Below are 18,478 nucleotides of genomic sequence, written 5' to 3'. Positions count from 1 at the left end.
TTCCTATTCCCAGGCGTAGGTGCGTACGAAGGCGGCGGCGGCGTGCAGGTCGGGGTAGAGCACCCGGTCCCGGCTCACGAACTTCACCTTTTCGCGGAAGGCGTCCACCACTTTTTCCAGGGCCGGGGAGGTGCGGGCCGGGCGGCGGAAGGCCAGGGCCTGGGCGGCGTTCATGAGCTCAATGCCCAGCACCTGCTCCACGTTTTCCACGACCCGGCGGGCCTTGGTGGCGGCGTTGGAGCCCATGCTCACGTGGTCTTCCTGCCCGTTGCTGCTCACAATGCTGTCGATGGAGGCGGGGGTACAAAGCTGCTTGTTCTGGCTCACGATGCCGGCGGCGGTGTACTGCGGAATCATGAAGCCCGAGTTCAGGCCCGGCTCAGCCACCAGAAACGGCGGCAGCCCGCGCTGCCCGCTGATGAGCTGGTAGGTGCGCCGCTCCGAGATGCTGCCCAACTCGGCCACGGCAATGGCCAGAAAGTCGAGGGCCAGGGCCAGGGGCTGGCCGTGGAAATTGCCGCCCGACAGAATCAAATCATCGGCGGGGAAGATGTTGGGGTTGTCGGTGACGGCGTTGCACTCGGTTTCGAGGGTCTGGGCCACGTAGCCCAGCGCGTCGCGGGAGGCACCGTGCACCTGGGGCTGGCAGCGGAACGAGTACGGGTCCTGCACGGCGGTTTTGGGCTGGCTTTGCAGCTCACTGCCGGCCAGCAGGCCCCGGATTCGCTCGGCGACTTTCAGCTGCCCGGCGTGGGGCCGGATCCGGTGCAGGCGGGCATCGAAGGGCTCGGGCCGGCCGTCGAAGGCTTCCAGCGACAACGCGCCGATAACGTCGGCGGCATCGGCGAGCCGCTCGGCCCGCAGCTGGCAGTGCACGCCGTAGGCCAGCATAAACTGGGTACCGTTGAGCAGGGCTAGCCCTTCCTTGGCTTCCAACGCCAGCGGCTCCCAGCTAAACAAACTCAACACGTCGGCGGCCTGCAGGCGGTAGCCCTGGTAGTTGACTTCGCCCAGTCCCAGCAGCGGCAAACACAGGTGGGCCAGCGGGGCCAAATCGCCGCTGGCGCCCAGGGAGCCCTGTTGGTAGACGATGGGGAAAATGTCGCGGTTGTAGAAGTCGAGCAGGCGCTGCACGGTGGCCAGCTGCACGCCGCTGTGCCCGTAGCTCAGGCTCTGGACTTTGAGCAGCAGCATCAGGCGCACCAGCTCCTCGGGTACTTCTTCGCCCGTCCCGCAGGCGTGCGACATGACTAGGTTCACCTGCAATTGCTGCCGCTCCTGGGGCGCGATACTCTCGTTGCACAAAGCCCCGAAGCCGGTGTTGATGCCGTACACCGGCGCATCCGACTGCTCGAGCCGGTCGTGCAGGTACTGATGGCAGGCCTCGATGCGCTGCCGGGCTTCGTCGCTGAGCTTGACGGTGGTTTTATCGGCCAGCAGGCGGCGCAGGGTGGGCAGGTCGAGGTGGGAGTCGGGGCTGATGAGGTAGTCGTCGGCGGGCATAAACGGGTGGCAAGCGGGGTTGGGTGGTCCGAAAGTTCCTCAATTCTTTTGGAACTGACTACCCGGGCCCGGCCGGGCGGAAATAAAAAGGCCGCCCGGCTGCACGCAGCGGGGCGGCCTTGCGCGGCTGGCGTAGGTTTTACGCCAGCGCGGCAATTGCCTCGGCCAGACTTAAGGTCTGTTCCTGGCCGGTGCGCAGGTCCTTGAGCTTGAAAACGCCCGCGGCGGCTTCTTCCGGGCCCTGGAGCAGCACGTAGGCAATGCCCTTGCCGTCGGCATACTTGAACTGCTTGGCTAGCTTGGTGGGCTCGGGATACAGCTCACTGGCAACGCCGGCCGCGCGCAATTCCCGCAGCACGGGCAGCATCCGCAGCATGGTATCGGAGTCGAAGTTGGCCACCAGACAGCGGGTCGTGGCCGCGGCGCCTTCCGGAAACAGGTTCAGCTCTTCGAGGCAGTCGTAGAGCCGGTCCACGCCGAACGAGAAGCCCACGCCCGACACGCCCGGCAGGCCGAAGGAGCCGGTCAGGTTGTCGTAGCGGCCGCCCCCGCTCACGCTGCCCATGTTCACGTTGTTGATCTTGATTTCGAAGATGCAACCGGTATAATAGGAGAGGCCCCGGGCCAGGGTGGGGTCAAACTCCAGGTTCTGAAACTGCCCAAACTCGAACCCGCGCAGCAGCTCCAGCACCTGGCCCAGCTCGCGCAGGCCCTTGTAACCCTCGGCCGTTTCGGGCGCCACGCCGGCGGTGGCGAAGCCGGCCAGCAGGCGCTCCAGCTTTTCCTGGAAGTCGCCGCTGACCGAGAGCAGCTCAAACAGCGTGTCGATAACCGGTGCCGAGAAGCCCCGCTCCAGCAGCTCCTTGCTCACGCCGTCGCGCCCGATCTTGTCGAGCTTGTCGATGGCCACGAACAAATCCGACTCCCGGCCTTCGCCGCCCAGGGCCTGGTAGATGTTGCGCAGCACCCCACGGTGGTTGATTTTGATGGTGAAGTCGGTTAGGCCGAGCGTGTTGAGTACCTCGCTCATCATGAGCACGATTTCGGCCTCGCAGAGCAGCGAGTCGGTGCCCACCACGTCGGCGTCGCACTGGTAGAACTCGCGGTAGCGGCCGCGCTGGGGCCGGTCGGCCCGCCACACGGGCTGAATCTGGTAGCGCTTAAACGGAAACACCAGCGTGCCGCGGTTCATGACCACGTAGCGGGCAAAGGGTACGGTCAGATCGTAGCGCAGGCCTTTTTCGGCTACTTTGGGCAGCACCCGGCGGGTGGCGCGCCCGTCTTCGTTGCGCAGATCCTCGGCCGTGACGTCCTTGAGAAAGTCGCCGGAGTTGAGTACCTTAAACAGGAGCTGGTCGCCCTCGTCTCCGTATTTGCCGGTCAGCACCGACAGGTTTTCCAGGGTCGGGGTTTCGAGCGGGGCGTAGCCGAACTTCTCGAAAGTGCGGCGGATAATGCCAAAAATATAGTTGCGGCGGGCCACTACGGCCGGGCCAAAGTCGCGGGTGCCTTTCGGGATGCTGGGCTTCTGAATGCTCATCGGGAAGTGTGCGGAATGATGCCGCGAAGGTACAACGGCCCGCCTGACTTCGGCACCATTGGCGGGGGCGGGCTACTCCGGGTGATTTATTTCCTGCACCGCGTCGAGCAACGACAAGGCCAGCAGGGGCTGGGAGGCCTCGTCGAGGTGGAGGAAATGGTGGCGCATGGCGTCGGGCACGTGGCAGAGCACGAGGCGGCGGTGTTGGGCGTGAAGCATAAAGGCGTAGGCCAGCAGCAGGTCCACGGCTTCTTCGGTTAGGCGCTCCACTAGGCTGCAATCGACGAGCACGGCGTACTTGTCGGAGCGGCTGGCCCGGTGCAGGGCCCGGGTGAGCTTGACTTCGTCGGGCAGGCAGCCGATGTCGGGCGACAGAATCAGCAGAAACCCGTTGGGCAGCAGTTCGCGGTGGACGTCGAGCATAATGATAGCCTAAAGACGCTGCTGGGAAAACGAACCGCGCGGAGTACGACGGCAGCTACCCGGCAAAACGCCATTGTCACAGAATAATCTAGTTTATCGGCTAACGGCCAGCGGAGTTGCCTCGCCCGGCCTGATTCTGCCTACGTTTATAGTTTTTATGCGCCCGGCCCAATTCCAGCTACCGTGCCCGCCGCAGCTGCCGTAGCACCGGTCCCGCCAGTGGCGACTTCAGCGGAGTGCGTACCCCGCTCCGGCGCAGCGTGCGGCAGGTCCAGTCGTTGCAGGTGCGCAGGGCGTGGTAGCGGCCGGTGGCCCGGAAGAAAAAATCCTCGCCGCTGTAGCCGGTTGTGCTGCGAGGCGCCCCGGCTTGGGTGCTGTCGGACTGGAAGGAGCGGACCAGCTCGTTCGTTAGCGTACGATACTGGGCTGGGGCCAGGCGCAGGGCCACCACCCGGGGGCCGGGGCGGGGCGCCGCGCGGTAAAAATCGACGTGCAGCAGCGTCGGACCGGGCAGCAGAGCCCGCGCCACGGTGCCCGGTCCCGGCTGCCGCCCGCCTCCCGACGCCAGAAAAAACTGCTCACTGCCCCAGCCGAAAGCCACGTACTGGTAGGCTGCAAAGCGCCCGGAGTCGGCGGCCGGCCGCAGCCGTGGGAGCCACGCCACGCCCGTAACCGGCTCCCGCAGCGGCACCACGATGTCGGTGTGAAACCCGTTGGACACCACGAACACCGGAATGCCCTCGGGCACGCTGCGAAACCGGCGGTGCACGGGCACCAGGGCGCCGGTCAAAAAGAGAAACAAGAAAGCTATGGCCGCCTGCATGGCGTAAAGAACAGCCGTTTCAGTCGGAAAATCCCCGACTTAGGCGGCGCCGAGTTAATACCTGGCCGCAGTAGCGCTGCCCGAGGCGGGCGCCCAAAGCCAACGCCCTTCCCCGCGACGGGAAAGGGCGTTGGCAAAACAACGTTAAAGCTGAGGGGTGAGGATGAGGGCCACTTTCGGGGGCGCCCGGCGTAGGGGCTAGCCGCCAAAGCCGCCCCCGCCGCCCTGGGGCTGGCTGTCAATCTTCTTCGGCGGCTTGTTGGCGCCCAAATACCAGCTGAAGCCCAGGTAGCCGACCCGCGTTTCGTACTTGTTGTAGTAGGAAGCGTCGAAGTTGGGGCCGTAGGCCGTGATGCGCTGGCGCTGGGTGTTGAAGATGTCACTCACGCGCAGGGTCAGGGCGGCGCGGTCCTGGAACAGGCGCTGGCGCAGGGCCACGTCGACACCGCCCTGGGGAGCCAACCGGCCCTGGGGCGTGATAACGGCGGCGCGGTAGGTGCCCGTGAGCTGCACGTCGAGCTTGGGCGTGGGGTTGAACGTGTTTTGCAGGCGGGCCGTGCCGGTCAGGTTGCGGCGGCTGAGCTCGGTGCCCGTGGCGGCCGTAATCTGGTTACGGAACAAGGACCCGCTGGCCGTCAGGCGCCACCACTTGGCCAGGGGCTGGGTCAGCGACATTTCGGCGCCCAGGCTGGTGCTCTGGCCCACGTTGCGGCTCTTTTCCGCCGTCACGACCCCGCTGGCCTCATTCTTCAGCGTGGCTTCCTCGTCCACTTCCCGGATGCGCTGGATGGAATTGTTGGTCTGGCGGTAAAACAGCGTGCTGGTCAGGCTGGTGCTGCCCCAGCTGGCTTGGTGGCTCAGCTCAAAGGCGTTGATGTATTCGGGCCGCAGGGAAGGGTCGCCGAGGCGGTAGGTGCGCGGATCCTGGTAAATCGGGAAGGCCAGCAGCTGCATAAAGCCGGGGCGGTTCAGCCGGCGGGCGTAGCTGAGCTGGAGCTTCTGGTCGTGGGCCAGGGTGCGGGCCACGGTGGCCGAGGGAAACAGGTTCAGGTAGCTCAGGTCGAAGCGGCCCTGGCCCCCCACTACCTGGCCGTAGGTGTGGGTGTACTCGGCGCGCACGCCGCCCTGGTAGCTCCACTGGCCGCGCTGCTGCTGGTAGGTGGCGTAGCCAGCCTGCAGGTATTCGGTGAAATCGTAGGCAAAGGACCGGTCGGTGATGCGGGTGGGCTGCTCGGGGTTTTGCAGCATCAGGTAGTCGTCGGTGCCGTGGTTTTGCTGCCACTGGCTTTTCAGGCCCAGGTCGAAGCGGCGCAGGGAATCAAGCGGGTGGGTATAGTCGAGCTGGCCGTAGAGGGCGTCGAGGCCCACGTTGAAGTCCTGCTGCCACTCGGGCTGCACCAGTTTCTCGGTGCTCAGCTGCTGGCCCACGTTCACGTTCACGAGCAGGTTGGTGTAGCCCACGCTGGTCGTCAGCTCCCGGCCCTTGTGGGCGGCCCAGGTCCGCCGGTAGTCCGCCGACACGTCCACCGATTTCACGTCCTCGTCCACGTGCAGGCGGTTGTCCTGGCGCGAAGTCGAGTCGGCTCCCACTTGCAGGAGGGCCAGCTGGGTGCCGAGGTTGGTGCCCCGGTTCATGTTGGGCTCGGCCGTCACGGTCAGGCTCTGCTCGGGCGAAATGGCGTAGTCGAAGCCCAGGCGGGCGCTGTGGCTCACGTTGTGGCGCTGCCCCCGGCCCTGCTGGTCAATGCTGAGCGTGGTTTCTCCGAGGCGGGTGGTTTGGTAGGAGTCGTTCTGGTTGCGGTACCGGTCGTTGCGCAGATCATAGGAACCAAAGTAATTGAACTTACCCTGGCGGCGGTTCAAACTCAGCGAGGGGTTGTACTTGTCGCGGGTACCCAGGTTGAGGGTGGCCTGCCCGTTCCAGCCGTCCTTGCGCTGCTTTTTGAGAATGATGTTGATTACGCCGCCCGAGCCGGCCGCATCGTAGCGGGCCGAGGGGTTGGTCACGACTTCCACCTTCTCAATAGCACTGGCCGGAATCTGCTCCAGGCGGGTGCCGGTGCCGCCGTTGGCCGCCCCGCTGGGCTTGCCGTCGATGAGCACCGTGATGTTGCTGCTGCCGCGCATGCTCACCGTCCCGTTCTGGTCCACGGACACCGAAGGCACGTTCTGGAGCACGTTCACGGCCGTGCCGCCCACGCTGCTCAAATCTTTTTCCACGTTGATGACCTTCTTATCGAGGCTTTCCACCACCGCGGCCCGCTCGCCCTGCACCGTCACGCCCGCCAGCTGGGTGGCGGTGGCGGCCAGCCGGAGCGGACCCAACGCAGCTTCTGACACCGCGGCCGTGAGCGAAACCGTCTGCCGCAGGGGCTGGTAGCCCAGCACCGAGGCCCGCAGCAGGTAGCGGCCCAGGGCCACGTGCTCGACGCGGAAAGCGCCATTTTCGGCCGTTTGGGCACCAGTTACAAAGCTCGAATCCTGGGCCCGGAGCAGCACCACGTTGGCGAAGGGCAGGGGCTGGCCGTTGGCGCGGTCGAGCAGGGCGCCCGATACGGCCCCGGAATTTTGGGCCTGGGCAGTGAAGAAAAAGAACGTGAGCAGCAAACCCAGGCCTGCGGCGGCCCGGCGAAGTAGCGTGGAGTTCATAAGAATAGGGGCGGAATGGGAAAGGAAGCGGGCCGGCTCAGCGGTGGGGCGGCCCCGGTCCCGGGCAGCGGAAAGGGCGCCGCTGCCCGGGAAACTGCATTGCGGGCGGGCCGAGGTGGCCCGGAGCACTAGTTGGCGGCGTAGGTGCCTTCAAAGCGACGGTACAAACCCAGACCGTTGGCTACCATTGAGTTGTTGCGGGTGCGCTGCACCTGTACCAGGGCGTTGCTGAGCATCCGGGCCGTGCGCCGGCAGCGGGCCGTGCCTTTGCTCGGGTCGAGGCACACTTCGTTGAGGCGCTCTTCGTAGATCTGCTCGTGCTGGGGCGTATAAAAGCGCACAATGCTGAAGTCGCGGCGGCTCTGGTCGGTTTCCACGGTCCAGTAGCCGGCCCCGGGCTTCTGCGCGTCTTCCGAGTAGATAACGTTCTGGGCGGCGGCAACTGATACGCTCAGACCAAACAGGACGGCCAGCAGGCTCAGGCGGGAAATCAGGGAAGTTTTCATGGCTAAGAAAGGCAAGGGGGTGAAGGGAAATGAGAAGGCAAAGCAGTGGCTAGCGGGGCCCAAAAAGCGGCTTCCGAAGCGAAAAAAGCGGGAAAGCGAAGGGTGGCGGCAGGGCCGCCCGGCTTAGCGGGCCACGGCCAGCAGGCCCTGGGGCGAGGCCAGCACGGCGGCCAGCTGGGTGCCCAGGGGTTGCAGCGCCAGGGTGCCCAAGGCTACGCTGGTTTGCTTGGCGTGAAAGGCCACGCGGGGCTGCTGGGCGCGGTAGCCGAGCACCGTGGTGCGGAAGCAATACTGGCCGAAAGGCACGTTGGCAACGCGGAAAGAGCCGTCGGCGCGGGTAGTGGCGGTGCTGACCAGGGCATTATCGGAAGCGCGCAGCAGCACGATGGTGGTGTTGGGAATGGCTTCGTGGGTGCTGGCATCGAGCAGGCGGCCGGTCAGGGTGCCGCAGCGGGTGCTCTGGGCCTGGGAGGAAAGCGCCGAAATCAGCAGCAGGGAAAAAACAGCAAGCGCACGGAAGATGGATGACATTTTCATGGCAGGGAGAAGTAAAGGGAAAGTGAGGGAAAGGGTCAGCCGATGCGCGTCCGGAAAGCCGCGGTTCTGTCCCGTAGCACGGGGCTGAGCAACAAAAAAGCAGGGTAAGCCAAGTCCGCGGAAAACGCCAAACAGAGGCGCTGGCGCGGCAATATCTCAGCCCAGCTGGCTGAAACTGCCCCGGGTGGCGGGTGGCCGGGTCCTGGGAGAAGGCAGGACCGCCGCCAGGCAGAGCAAAGGAACGCAACAAAGATAAGTTACAGTACTATGCAACGCAAGGTACTTTTAAAATTTATTTCTGTTGAGACCAAAAACTTGCAAAGAGCGGGGATAAAACAGGACGGAAATGACGGTTGTCTGATAACTCAGTCGCCCGTTTGCGCTGTTGGAAGGGTAGATGCCAGGGGCGGATTAAGCGTTGCCTGCAAGCCAGAAAAAAGCGGAAATATTCCTGTTGCTGGTGCTTAGTGCCTTTGCCAGGCCTGCTAAAGGCACTAAGTACCAGCAACAGGACGCCGGCCACTCGTCAGCGGCCGGGCCGGGGGGCAGCAGGTAGGACCGGCTTTCTCCGCGCGGCCCTACCTGCTGCCCCTATTGACTACGAAACGATTCGTAGGTTGCGCGCAGTGTATTCAATCCCGAATATATTTTTCAACAAAAGCTACGGGGCCGGCTCAGCCGCCCAGGTCGCCGCCGGTGGTGGTGCCGCTGGGTTGGTCGCGGCGGCGGGGGCGGGGCGGGGCCGGCTGGTCGTTGCCAAAACGGTAGGTGAAGCCCAGAAAGGCAATGCGGGACTCACGCTTGAAGCGGAAAGTCGATTCTAGGCCCTGGTTGTAGGCGTCGACCACGAACTGCTGGGTGTTGAACACGTCCGATACCCGCAGCGTAATCGAGCCCCGGTCCTGGAGCACGTCCTTTTTCAGGGCCGCATCCACAAAATACACCGGCGCAATGCGGCCCTGCACCGTCACGTTGGCCGAGCGGTAGTTGCCGGTCAGCTGCACGTCGAGCTTCTTCACGGGCGTGATGGTCGTGTTCAGGCGGGCCGTGTAGGCCACGTTGCGGTTGTCGGCCTCGGTACCCGTCACGGCCGACACGATGTTGCGGTAGCCCGAGCCGGTGGCCGTCAGGCGCCACCACTTGGTCAAGGGCTGGTTCAGCGACAGTTCCAGCCCGTAGGTGGTGTTGTGGCGGGCGTTGACGAACGTAGTGCGGGTCACGACCAGGTTGCTGTTCAGGTCACTGGCCTCGGCATCAACCTCCCGGATGCGCTGCACTTGATTGAGCGTCTGGCGGAAAAAGGCCGTGGTGCTCAGCGTGGCCGGTCCCCACGACTTCTGGTGGCCCAGCTCCAGCACATTGATGTTTTCGGGCCGCAGCCGCACGTTGCCCACCCGGTAGTTGCGCGGGTCGGAGTAGTTGGCGAAGGGCAGCAGCACGCTGATGTCGGGCCGGTTGATGCGGCGGGAGTAGCTCAGCTGCAGGCGTTGGTCGGCGGGCAGATTCTGGGCCAGCGTGACGCTGGGGAAGAAATTGAAGTAGTCCCGGCTGAATTCCTGGCTCGTGTTGAGCAAGATGCCGCGGGTGCTGGTTTGCTCTATCCGCAGGCCCGCCTGGTAGCTGAATTTGCCCTTCTCGTTCTGGTAGGTGGCGTAGCCGGCCTGTACGTAATCCCGGTAGCGGTAGTGGTTGGAGCGGGCCTCGTCGCGCTGGTACTCGGCGCGGTCGGCGGGCTGCACCAGAAAGTCGTAGGTGCCGTCGGTGCCGCGGTAGGTGGTTTTAAGGCCCGTGTCGACGCGGCCTTTTTCGCCCACCGGATGCACGTAGTCGAGCTGGGCCGAGGCCTGGGGCAGCTGAAACGTGATCAGCTGCTGCTGCACGAGCCGGTTGGGCGCGTCCTCGTTCTGGCGCTGCAGCAGGGTCTGGTCGCCGCCCACGGGCGAATACACGGCAGAGGCCGTCAGCTCCCGGCGTTTCTGCCCGGCCCAGGTGCGGCGGTAGTCGAGGGTGAAGTCGGCGGAGCGCACGTTAGATTCCACCACGTTGCGGCCCAGCAGGGTGGCGTAGAGCGTGGTGTCGCGGCCGGTTTTGGCACTCCGGGCGTAGCTGGTCAGGTTCGTAACCAGATCTTCCGGGGCCAGGCGGTGGTTGAGCCGGGGCTGCACGGTCACCGAAATCGTCTGCTCGGGCGTCAGGCTGTAGTCGAAGCCTACGCGCACGGCGTGGGATGAAGGCTGCTGGCGCTGGCGCGAAATCTGGTCCGTCACGTTGCGCACGCCGCCCGCCACCGAGGTTTGCAGGGTGGTATTGCGGCTCCAGAACCGGTCCTGGCGGAAGTCGTAGGAGCCGAAGTAGTTGAATTTGCCCTGACGCCGGTTCAGGCTGAGGGAGGTGTTGTACTTGTCGCCGGTGCCCGCGTTGGCCCCGGCCTGCCCGTTGAAGCCGTCCTGTTTCTGCTTTTTGAGCACGATGTTGATGATACCGCCCGAGCCCTCGGCGTCGTAGCGGGCCGAGGGGTTGGTAATCACCTCCACGCTTTCGATGCTGCTGGCCGGAATCTGGTCCAGGTTCACGTTGCGGCCCCCGCCGGCCGCCCCGCTGGGCTTGCCGTCGATGTAGATGGTCACGTTGGAGGTGCCGCGCAGGGTCACGCCGCCGTTCTGGTCCACGTTCACCGAGGGCACGTTCTGGAGCACGTTCACGGCCGTGCCGCCCACGCTGGTCAGGTCCTTGCTCACGTTGATGACTTTCTTGTCGAGGTTGTCGACGACGGCCGCCTTTTCGCCCTGCACCGTCACGCCCCGCAGGGCGGTAGCCGTGGAAGCCAGCCGCAACGCCCCCAACGCCACCACGCTGCCCTGCACCACCACGCGCTGGCGCAGGGGTTTATAGCCCAGCACCGAGGCCCGCAGTAGATACCCGCCGGCGGGTACTTTCTCCAGCCGGAAAGCGCCATTTTCGGCCGTTTGGGCGCCGGCTACGAAGCTCGAATCCTGCCGTTGCAGCAGCACCACGTTGGCAAAGGGCAAAGGCTGGCCACTGGTTTGGTCAAGCAACGTGCCCGTCACACCGCCGCTGGTTTGGGCCCGGGAGGCGAAGGGCAGGAGCACAACCAGGAGGGCCAGGCCGAAAGCGGCCCGGAGGAGGCGTAAAGTGTGTTGCATGGAATAGGGAAGAAAAGGCGCAGGACGGCGGCAGAAAACCCAGAGCGGGCCTACCAAAGAAATAGACTACGAACTAATTCGTAGTATGCGTGCGGCGCTATATATTTTTTTCGCCGGCCGGCTGCGGGCCCGGGCTGCCGCAGCATTGTTACACCCCATAGACTGCCGGGACCCGCAACGGTTGCACGAGCTGGCCGGCGCCAGAAAGCAAAAACCGCCCCCAGCAGGCTGAGGGCGGTTTGAATCCACACCGGGCGTTGGTACCGGCCTTATTTGCCGGCTTTCACTTCCTGGCCGTTGCGGAAGGTTTTCTTCTGGGTCACGGCCTTGCCATCGGGGCCGTAGTAGCTCCAGATGCCGGTTTCGCGGTTGTTGCGGAAGGCGCCAGCAATTTCGGTCGTGCCGTCTTCGCGCAACTGGCGGAAAGGGCCCATTTTCAGACCTTTCACGTAGGTCGTTTCGCTTTTGAGCTTGCCCGAAGGATAGAACTCCTGGCCCAGGCCGGTGGGCTTGCCGTTTTCATAGATCAGCTTGCTTTGCAGCGTGCCGGTGGGGTAGTAGAGCAGCTTTTCCCCGCTCAGGCGGCCGTTGACGTACGTTTCCTGCTGCTGAAGCTGTTTGCCCCCGGGATAGAAGGTGCGCCACAGGCCGCTGGGCTGGCCGTTCTTAAATTGCTGGTCGGCCTGCACGTTGCCGTCCTCGAAGTAGGAGGTCACTTTCCGGTCCCGGGCCTGGTTGCTGTACTCGATTTTCTGCTGGGGCTTGCCCGACTCGTAGTAGTCTTCCTGGGTGCCGGTGAGCGTGCCGTTGCGGTAGGTCATGCGGCTTTTCACGGCCCCGCTTTCGTAGTAGGCCTTGGCCGGGCCGTCGAGGTTTGAGGTGCCGCCGGCCAGGCTTTTGGCCTGCTTGGTCAAATCATCCGCCAGCGGATTTTTCACGGCCCGCCCCGTAAAGGTGGCCGGTAGGTAGGTGCCCTCGGTGCGGAGCTTGCCCGAGCGGTAGTAGCTGTGGTAGCTGCCCTTGCCGGTTTTGTCGGCCAGCACTTCCACTTCCACCTGCCCGTTGTCGTAGTACGTTTTGTAAGGCCCGGCCAGCAGGCCGCGGCTGTAGGTGCCTTCGCTCTGCAGCTGCCCGTTGGGAAAATACGTTTTCACCGGCCCGTTGGCCTGCCCGTTGGCGTAGGTGATTTCCACCTTGGGCTTGCCTGAGGGGTACAGCTCGCGCACCGTACCCGCGGGCTGGCCGTTGGTGAGCGTAGTTTCGAGCTTCACTTCGCCATTGGGGTGGTAGTAGCGCAGCGTACCGGTCGGTTGGTCGTTTTCGTAGGAGCCTTCCTGGGCCACTTTGCCGCCTTCGTAGTAGGTCTTGAACGGTCCCTGGCGCACGCCCTGCTGATAGGTGACTTCGAGCCGGCGCTGCCCGTTGGGGTGAAACTCGACGTAGGCCGAGTCGCGCTTGCCGCCGGCGTAGCGGGTCTGGGCCTCGAGCTTGCCCGAGCGGTAAAAGCGCTTGTAGGGCCCTTCCATTATCGTGTCGCCGGCCACAATGGCCGAGTACACTTCCCGGCGCCGGGTGTTGGTCGAGTCGTAGTAGGTCGTGAAGCGCCGCAGCTTTTGGGCCTGGGCGCCGGTGGCGAGAACCAGCAGAAAAAGCAAAAACAGAATTCGTCTCATAACCGCAAGAACGGGGGAAATAAGAAAGTATTTTCAGAGCCAGTCGAGGGGGCCAGATGCGGGCTCAAAAACAAAAGCCCTGCCGCAAACGTGCAGCAGGGCCTTGTCAGTAAGTATACCAGGACTGGGCGGGTTGAAAACCCAGTTGCCCCAGGGACTTAGATTTTCTCGATTACGAGGCTGCTGGCGCCGCCGCCGCCGTTGCAGATGCCAGTCACCCCGATTTTGCCGCCTTCGTTGCGCAGCACGTTCAGCAGCGTGGTCACGATGCGGGCACCGGAGGCGCCGAGCGGGTGGCCCAGGCTCACGGCCCCGCCGTATACGTTGACTTTCGAGCCTTCCAGGTTCAGGAGCTTGTTGTTGGCCAACGACACCACCGAGAAAGCCTCGTTGATTTCGTAGAAGTCCACGTCCGAAGCGTCAATGCCCGCATTTTTCAGCGCCTTGGGAATAGCCAGGGAAGGAGTAGTGGTAAACCACTCGGGGGCCTGCTCGGCATCGGCGAAACCGCGGACAATGGCCAGCGGGGTCACGCCCAGCTCGGTGGCTTTCTCGCGGCTCATCAGCAGCACGGCGGCCGCGCCGTCGTTGAGCGTGGAGGCGTTGGCCGCCGTCACGGTGCCGCCGTCCTTCACAAAGGCCGGCTTCAGGCCCGCTACTTTGGTGAAGTCCACTTTCAGGTACTCCTCGTCGTCCTCAATCACCGTGGTTTTGCCGCGGCTTTCGATGGTCACGGGCACGATTTCGTCTTTCTTTTTGCCGGCTTTAGCCGCGTTGGCACTGCGGGTGTAGCTTTCAATGGCAAACTCATCCTGCTGCTCACGGGTGATGCCCATTTCCTTGGCCGTATTCTCGGCCGCGTTGCCCATGGCGTAGTTGTGGTAGGGGTCCCAGAGGCCGTCGCGCACTAGGCCGTCAATCATCTGGCCGTGGCCGTATTTGGCGCCGAAGCGGGCTTTGTCGAGGTAGTAGGGCACGTTCGACATGCTTTCCATGCCGCCGGCCAGAATCACGTCGGCCTGGCCGAGCATGATGGCCTGGGCGGCGTACATGATGGCCTTGGTGCCCGAGGCGCACACTTTGTTGACGGTCGTGCATTCCACCGTGTCGGGCAGACCGGCTTTCTTGGCCGCCTGCCGGGCCGGAGCCTGGCCCAGATTGGCCGAAATAACGTTGCCCATAATCACCTGCTGCACCTCCTTGGGGTCAACGCCGGCTTTCTCCAGGGCGCCTTTCAGGGCAATGGCGCCGAGCTCCGTGGCCGAGAGCGAGGCCAGGCTACCGCCAAATGAGCCGATGGGAGTGCGTACGGCGGCAACGATTACAACTTCTTTGGTTTGCATAAGACTAGGTAGGGTGGGGATTTGGTTGGATTCGGCGACAAAGGTAAACATTGCCGGGTAGTGGCGGGGCCGGGGCCTCCACAACGCGCCGGCCACCTGCTTAGGTGCCCGGCCGGGCAGATTTACCAGCTGGGCCTACTGGAGTCAGGCTTGCGCCCCGACTTATGGGGCAGCTGCTGCAGATACTGCTGTTCGGCGGCGTTTAGGGCTTCGAGCAGCTGCCGGGCCTGACCCGAGCTCAGGTTCATCTGCTGGAGCCGCTCCCGCTGGGTCTGGAGCTGGGTTTCGCTGAGTGTGGCCTGCTCGGAGCCCGCCTGACCACTGGGGTTTCCAGCTTTGTCCGGGGCCGCGTCGCTGAGTCCCCGAACGTGGCCGGGCTCGGTGCCACGGGCTACGGCCTGCTCGTTGCCGGCGCCGGGCTCGAAGCTGCCGGCCGCACCCTGGCCGGGGCCTGCGGGCCGGTTCGGGTCGCGCTGGCCCTGCTGGTCGGGGCGGGCCTGGGGGGCATTGCGCGGGTCTTCGGGCTGAGTGGGGTCGTCGAGCTGACCGCTGCGGTCGTTTCCTTGCCGGGCCCCGCGCTGGTTTTCGGCGCTTTGCGGATCGGGCTGGCCTGGGTTGGGGGTGGGAGAGTTGTCGGGCTCGGGCACTTGGGGTTCTTGCTGGCGCTGGTCGAGGTAGGCCTTCAGAGCTTCGTAGTCGTAGCGGGCACTAGCGTTGGCCGGGTCGGCCAGCAAGGACTGGCGCAGCAGGCTTACGGCCTGGGCGTACTCGCCTTTCTGGGCCGCCAGCACCGCCAGCTGCTGCCGGGCCACGCTGCGCACCCGGGGCTGCCGGCTCGTGAGCAGGCGGCCGTAGAAGCCGCGGGCCTCGGCCGGCTGTCCGGCGCGGGCGTAGGCGTGGGCTAGGTTCAACACCACCGCTTCGTCGGTAGCCCCCAGGGTTTCCACCGCCTGCCGGTACGCCGCCGCCGCGTCCCGGAAGTTGCCGTGGGCGTACGCGGTTTCTGCGCGCTGAATGGCGGCGTTCCGGTCCCGGATGAGCGTGAGGCCGCCCCAGCTGCCCAACACCACCAGGCTGGTCAAGACGAGAGTTTTCACGGGCGAATCACTTTTACGGTCAGCAGAATATCAATCAGCAGCAGGGCCAGGGCCAGCACTAGGGGGTAGCGGTAGCGGTTGTCGGCCACCGAAACCGTCCGTACTTGCTCGGCCTGGCCTTCCACGCGGTTCAGCGCATTTACCAGCAGCGGAAACTCGTTGCGCCGATCCGTCAACTCGAAATACTGTCCGTTGGTTTGCTCGGCCAGGCGGCGCAGCGGGAGCGGGGCCAGCCGGCTCACGGCGTCGCGGCCCTGGGCGTCGCGCACGTAGCGGCCCGCAGCCCGCGGCAGCCGGGTGCCCTCCAGCGTCCCGACGCCCATGGTAAACAACCGCGCACCCGAGCGGGTCAGCTCCCGCAGGGTGGGCTCCAGGTTTTCCCCGAAATCTTCCCCGTCGCTAATCAGCACCAGGGCCGTGGCCCGCGGCGGACTGCCCGCCAGCGCCGGCGTGCTGCTGATGCGGGTCAGGGCCAAGTTGAGCGGGGCGGCCAGGTCGGTAGGACCCACGGGCACTAGATCAGTTTGCAGCGTATTAATAAAGAGTTGCAGCGCGCCCTGGTCGTAGGTGAGCGGGCACTGCACGAAAGCATCGGCGGCAAAGACAATCAGCCCGATCCGGTCGGCCTGGAAGCGGCTGATGAGGGTAGTCAGCTCAGCCTTGGCTTTCTGCAGGCGGGTTGGCACCACGTCGGGCCCGTCCATGGAGCGCGATAAGTCCACGAGCAGCCACACGTCTTTACCCGCCGTGCGCACCGGCTGCTGCGTGACGCCGTAAGCCGGGCCCAGCAGCGCGACCAAAAATAGAGCGAAGTACAGCAGGCGCAGCGTCAGCTTCCAGCCCAGGCGCCAAGCCTTTTGGCGCAGCGGAGCCGCCAGCCGGCGGGTGCGCAGGGCATAGCCGAGGTAAAGACCAAAAAAAATAAGGCCGGCCCCGAGCTCCATCCACGAAAGCGGAAAGGCCCAGTTCATGACCGCAAGTGGTAAGCCAACTGGTTATGATTCATTCGAAAACGTGCAAAAGCCGGGGCGGATTTCCCGCAAAGATAGGCCACCGCAGCGCTGGCAGGCCGTTTAGCAAAAGAAGTTATTTTTTTTCGGAGGGTTTGTTTTTCGGGACTAGTCGTATATTTGCGCACTGTTCGGACGGAACAGCAGCCCTTCTGGAGAGATGGGTGAGTGGCTGAAACCAGTAGTTTGCTAAACTGCCGTAGCTCTAAAGGTTACCGGGGGTTCGAATCCCCCTCTCTCCACTTTGATAGTTATGAATGTTGAGTTACGGATTCAGAATTGGCCATAAATCAATTCGGAATGTATAATTCAACATTCATAATTAGTTTTCGGGGTGTAGCGTAGCCCGGTATCGCGCCTGCTTTGGGAGCAGGAGGCCGCAGGTTCGAATCCTGCCACCCCGACTTTGAGTATAGCCGTCAGCCCGCCTCTGGGGCAGGCGGCTATTTGTTTTTGACCCCGTAGCTCAGCTGGATAGAGCAGCTGCCTTCTAAGCAGCCGGTCATGTGTTCGAATCACATCGGGGCCACGTTGTAAATCAGCCACTTAGCTTTCCTGCTGAGTGGCTTTTTTTGTTTTGGGTTTCTCCGGCGGCTGGTTCACCGGTAGCCGGCCCGTTGTCGGAGGCGCGGGGCTTTTTTCTGTTTATTATCCTTGAGCAATGGCATTTTTTTGGGGAAAGCCATACCTTGTCCATCCAAGCAGGAGTCTTTCCGTATAGCCAATTCCTTTCCTGTTACTGGTTCAACTAGCTTCACTTACACCCTTACCACTCTTTTTTCCTTCCATGAAAAAAACCTTACTCCCCCTCGCTTTCCTGTGCGGATTAGGTCTGTCGGCGCAAGCCCAGACGAAGTGGATCCTGCAGAATAATACCGGCACGATTACGACCCCGCCGAGCTATTTCTCCCGGCAGATGCACACCGTGAGCGACCAAGTTGCCTGGCAACTGATCCAAGAAAGCGTAACGGGCGCCACCACCAACCTGTTTACCCGCACCACCAACGGCGGCGCTACTTGGACGTTCAACACCGTTGCGGGCGCCAACAACTACCAGGCGGCCGGCATCCACGCCCTTGATGGCAACACGGCTTTCGTGGCCCAGTTCGGTGCCAACGGCGGTGGAGAAATTGTGAAGACGACCAACGGCGGCGCCACCTGGAGCAAGTCGACGACGATTTCGCAGTTTGCCGCCCCTGCCGGCTTCAACAACTGGGTGTACTTTTTTGACGCCAACAACGGCGTGTCGCTGGGTGACCCCAACGGCCCCGGTGCGGCGTATTTCGAAATCTACACCACCAGCAACGGCGGTACCACCTGGACGCGCGTGCCGTCGGCGAGCATCCCCGCTCCCCTCGACGCCAACGAATACGGCTTGGTTGGCTCGTATTGCGCCGTGGGCAACACCATCTGGGCCGGTACGACTCACCTGCTCAACCCCGCTGATGCCAACTCGGGCGTGCCAACGCGCGTGCTCAAGTCGACCGACCGCGGCCTGACCTGGACGGCTTCGGCGCCGACCCCGCTGCTGGGCTACATCAGCAAGATTGCCTTCACCGATGCCAACAACGGCATTGCCTTCCGCGGTTCGGACATGATCAGCACCACCGACGGCGGCGCTACCTGGACCACGCAGACGTACACGGGCAACTTCAACCACTTCGATATTGACGCCGTACCCGGCACCAACATCATCGTCAGCGTGGGCTCGTCGGTGGAAACCGTATCGACCACGGCCGACTATGGCTCCTCGTACTCGACCAACAACGGCCGGACTTGGATTGACATCGACCGGGGCCGCTACTCGTCCACGGTTGACTTCATCAGCCGTACGGTAGGCTACTCGGGCGCTCAAACCGACGCCGCCGGGGCCGGTGGGGTCTACAAAGCCAGCCCAACCATCCTGGCCAACCGCAGCGCCGAGCTGCAGAAGTCGCTGTCGGTGTATCCTAACCCCAGCGCTTCGGGCGTATTCAACCTGCAGCTGAGCTCGGGCATCAAAGCCGGTACTTCGGTGCGCGTATTCGACGCCGTGGGCCGTCAGGTGTTCAACCAGGTGCTCAATGCCACCAGCGTGGCTTCCCAGCTGACCACGGTGGACCTGAGCAAGGAAAAAGCCGGCCTCTACACGCTCGAACTGCGCACCGACGCTGGCGTAGCCCAGCAGAAGCTCGTGATTCAATAAGCGGCAACTGCCGCCCGACTTTCGT

Annotated in this window: 14 protein-coding genes and 3 tRNA genes; 5 read left to right on the top strand and 12 right to left on the bottom strand. The window is 63.8% G+C overall.

The window, feature by feature from the left end; genetic code table 11:
- Nucleotides 1-3: 3 nt before the first annotated feature.
- The 7 genes from hutH to EWM57_RS15560 all read right to left on the bottom strand — a co-directional run bounded on the left by hutH (nt 4) and on the right by EWM57_RS15560 (nt 7,981).
- Nucleotides 4-1,503: a histidine ammonia-lyase gene (gene hutH, locus EWM57_RS15590; RefSeq protein ID WP_129922085.1), complete on the bottom strand. Its 1,500-nt coding sequence runs from the start codon at nt 1,501-1,503 to the stop codon at nt 4-6.
- Between the two features lie 139 nt (nt 1,504-1,642).
- The gene (gene hisS, locus EWM57_RS15585; protein ID WP_129922084.1) at nt 1,643-3,043 is read right to left on the bottom strand and encodes a histidine--tRNA ligase; all 1,401 of its coding nucleotides are present in this window, start codon (nt 3,041-3,043) and stop codon (nt 1,643-1,645) included.
- A 72-nt stretch (nt 3,044-3,115) separates the two neighbouring features.
- Nucleotides 3,116-3,466, bottom strand: coding sequence for a hypothetical protein (locus EWM57_RS15580; RefSeq protein ID WP_129922083.1), 351 nt, complete (start codon nt 3,464-3,466; stop codon nt 3,116-3,118).
- A 178-nt stretch (nt 3,467-3,644) separates the two neighbouring features.
- Entirely contained in the window at nt 3,645-4,256 is a 612-nt protein-coding gene (locus EWM57_RS15575) for a DUF2459 domain-containing protein (protein ID WP_165370541.1), read from the bottom strand.
- A gap of 231 nt (nt 4,257-4,487) precedes the next feature.
- Nucleotides 4,488-6,938 carry a TonB-dependent receptor domain-containing protein gene (locus EWM57_RS15570; RefSeq protein WP_129922081.1) on the bottom strand — a complete coding sequence of 817 codons (2,451 nt, stop codon included), beginning with the start codon at nt 6,936-6,938 and terminating at the stop codon, nt 4,488-4,490.
- 128 nt (nt 6,939-7,066) lie between these two features.
- Entirely contained in the window at nt 7,067-7,444 is a 378-nt protein-coding gene (locus tag EWM57_RS15565) for a hypothetical protein (protein WP_129922080.1), read from the bottom strand.
- 123 nt (nt 7,445-7,567) lie between these two features.
- Nucleotides 7,568-7,981, bottom strand: coding sequence for a carboxypeptidase regulatory-like domain-containing protein (locus EWM57_RS15560; protein WP_129922079.1), 414 nt, complete (start codon nt 7,979-7,981; stop codon nt 7,568-7,570).
- A 267-nt stretch (nt 7,982-8,248) separates the two neighbouring features.
- On the opposite strand from EWM57_RS15560, the gene EWM57_RS21200 reads away from it, so the two are divergent.
- Nucleotides 8,249-8,449, top strand: a complete 201-nt coding sequence (locus EWM57_RS21200; RefSeq protein ID WP_165370540.1) for a hypothetical protein — start codon at nt 8,249-8,251, stop codon at nt 8,447-8,449.
- A 206-nt stretch (nt 8,450-8,655) separates the two neighbouring features.
- Here the strand turns inward: EWM57_RS21200 and EWM57_RS15555 are convergent, their stop codons facing one another.
- From EWM57_RS15555 to EWM57_RS15535, 5 genes are all read right to left on the bottom strand, one after another.
- Nucleotides 8,656-11,145 (bottom strand): outer membrane beta-barrel protein, encoded by a 2,490-nt coding sequence (locus EWM57_RS15555; protein WP_129922078.1) that lies wholly within the window; start codon nt 11,143-11,145, stop codon nt 8,656-8,658.
- A gap of 269 nt (nt 11,146-11,414) precedes the next feature.
- Nucleotides 11,415-12,818 (bottom strand): toxin-antitoxin system YwqK family antitoxin, encoded by a 1,404-nt coding sequence (locus tag EWM57_RS15550; RefSeq protein WP_129922077.1) that lies wholly within the window; start codon nt 12,816-12,818, stop codon nt 11,415-11,417.
- 158 nt (nt 12,819-12,976) lie between these two features.
- A complete protein-coding gene (locus EWM57_RS15545) occupies nt 12,977-14,161 on the bottom strand; it encodes an acetyl-CoA C-acyltransferase (RefSeq protein ID WP_129922076.1) in 1,185 nt (394 codons plus the stop codon).
- A gap of 122 nt (nt 14,162-14,283) precedes the next feature.
- Nucleotides 14,284-15,258: a tetratricopeptide repeat protein gene (locus EWM57_RS15540; protein WP_129922075.1), complete on the bottom strand. Its 975-nt coding sequence runs from the start codon at nt 15,256-15,258 to the stop codon at nt 14,284-14,286.
- Complete coding sequence (locus tag EWM57_RS15535) at nt 15,255-16,229, bottom strand: VWA domain-containing protein (RefSeq protein ID WP_129922074.1); 975 nt, start codon at nt 16,227-16,229, stop codon at nt 15,255-15,257. Before EWM57_RS15535 ends, EWM57_RS15540 begins: the two co-directional genes overlap by 4 nt.
- A gap of 193 nt (nt 16,230-16,422) precedes the next feature.
- On the opposite strand from EWM57_RS15535, the gene EWM57_RS15530 reads away from it, so the two are divergent.
- The 4 genes from EWM57_RS15530 (at nt 16,423) to EWM57_RS15515 (ending at nt 18,453) form a co-directional block, all read left to right on the top strand.
- Nucleotides 16,423-16,510 (top strand) — tRNA-Ser (locus EWM57_RS15530).
- A gap of 88 nt (nt 16,511-16,598) precedes the next feature.
- Nucleotides 16,599-16,672: transfer RNA gene (locus tag EWM57_RS15525), tRNA-Pro, on the top strand.
- A 51-nt stretch (nt 16,673-16,723) separates the two neighbouring features.
- Nucleotides 16,724-16,797: transfer RNA gene (locus tag EWM57_RS15520), tRNA-Arg, on the top strand.
- A 258-nt stretch (nt 16,798-17,055) separates the two neighbouring features.
- Nucleotides 17,056-18,453, top strand: coding sequence for a T9SS type A sorting domain-containing protein (locus tag EWM57_RS15515; protein ID WP_129922073.1), 1,398 nt, complete (start codon nt 17,056-17,058; stop codon nt 18,451-18,453).
- Nucleotides 18,454-18,478 lie beyond the last annotated feature (25 nt).

This window comes from Hymenobacter persicinus (genome assembly GCF_004167665.1).
GTDB classification, from domain to species: Bacteria; Bacteroidota; Bacteroidia; order Cytophagales; family Hymenobacteraceae; genus Hymenobacter; species Hymenobacter persicinus.
The sequence above is the reverse complement of the archived record's forward strand: the minus strand, read 5'-3'. Positions and strand labels throughout refer to the sequence as shown.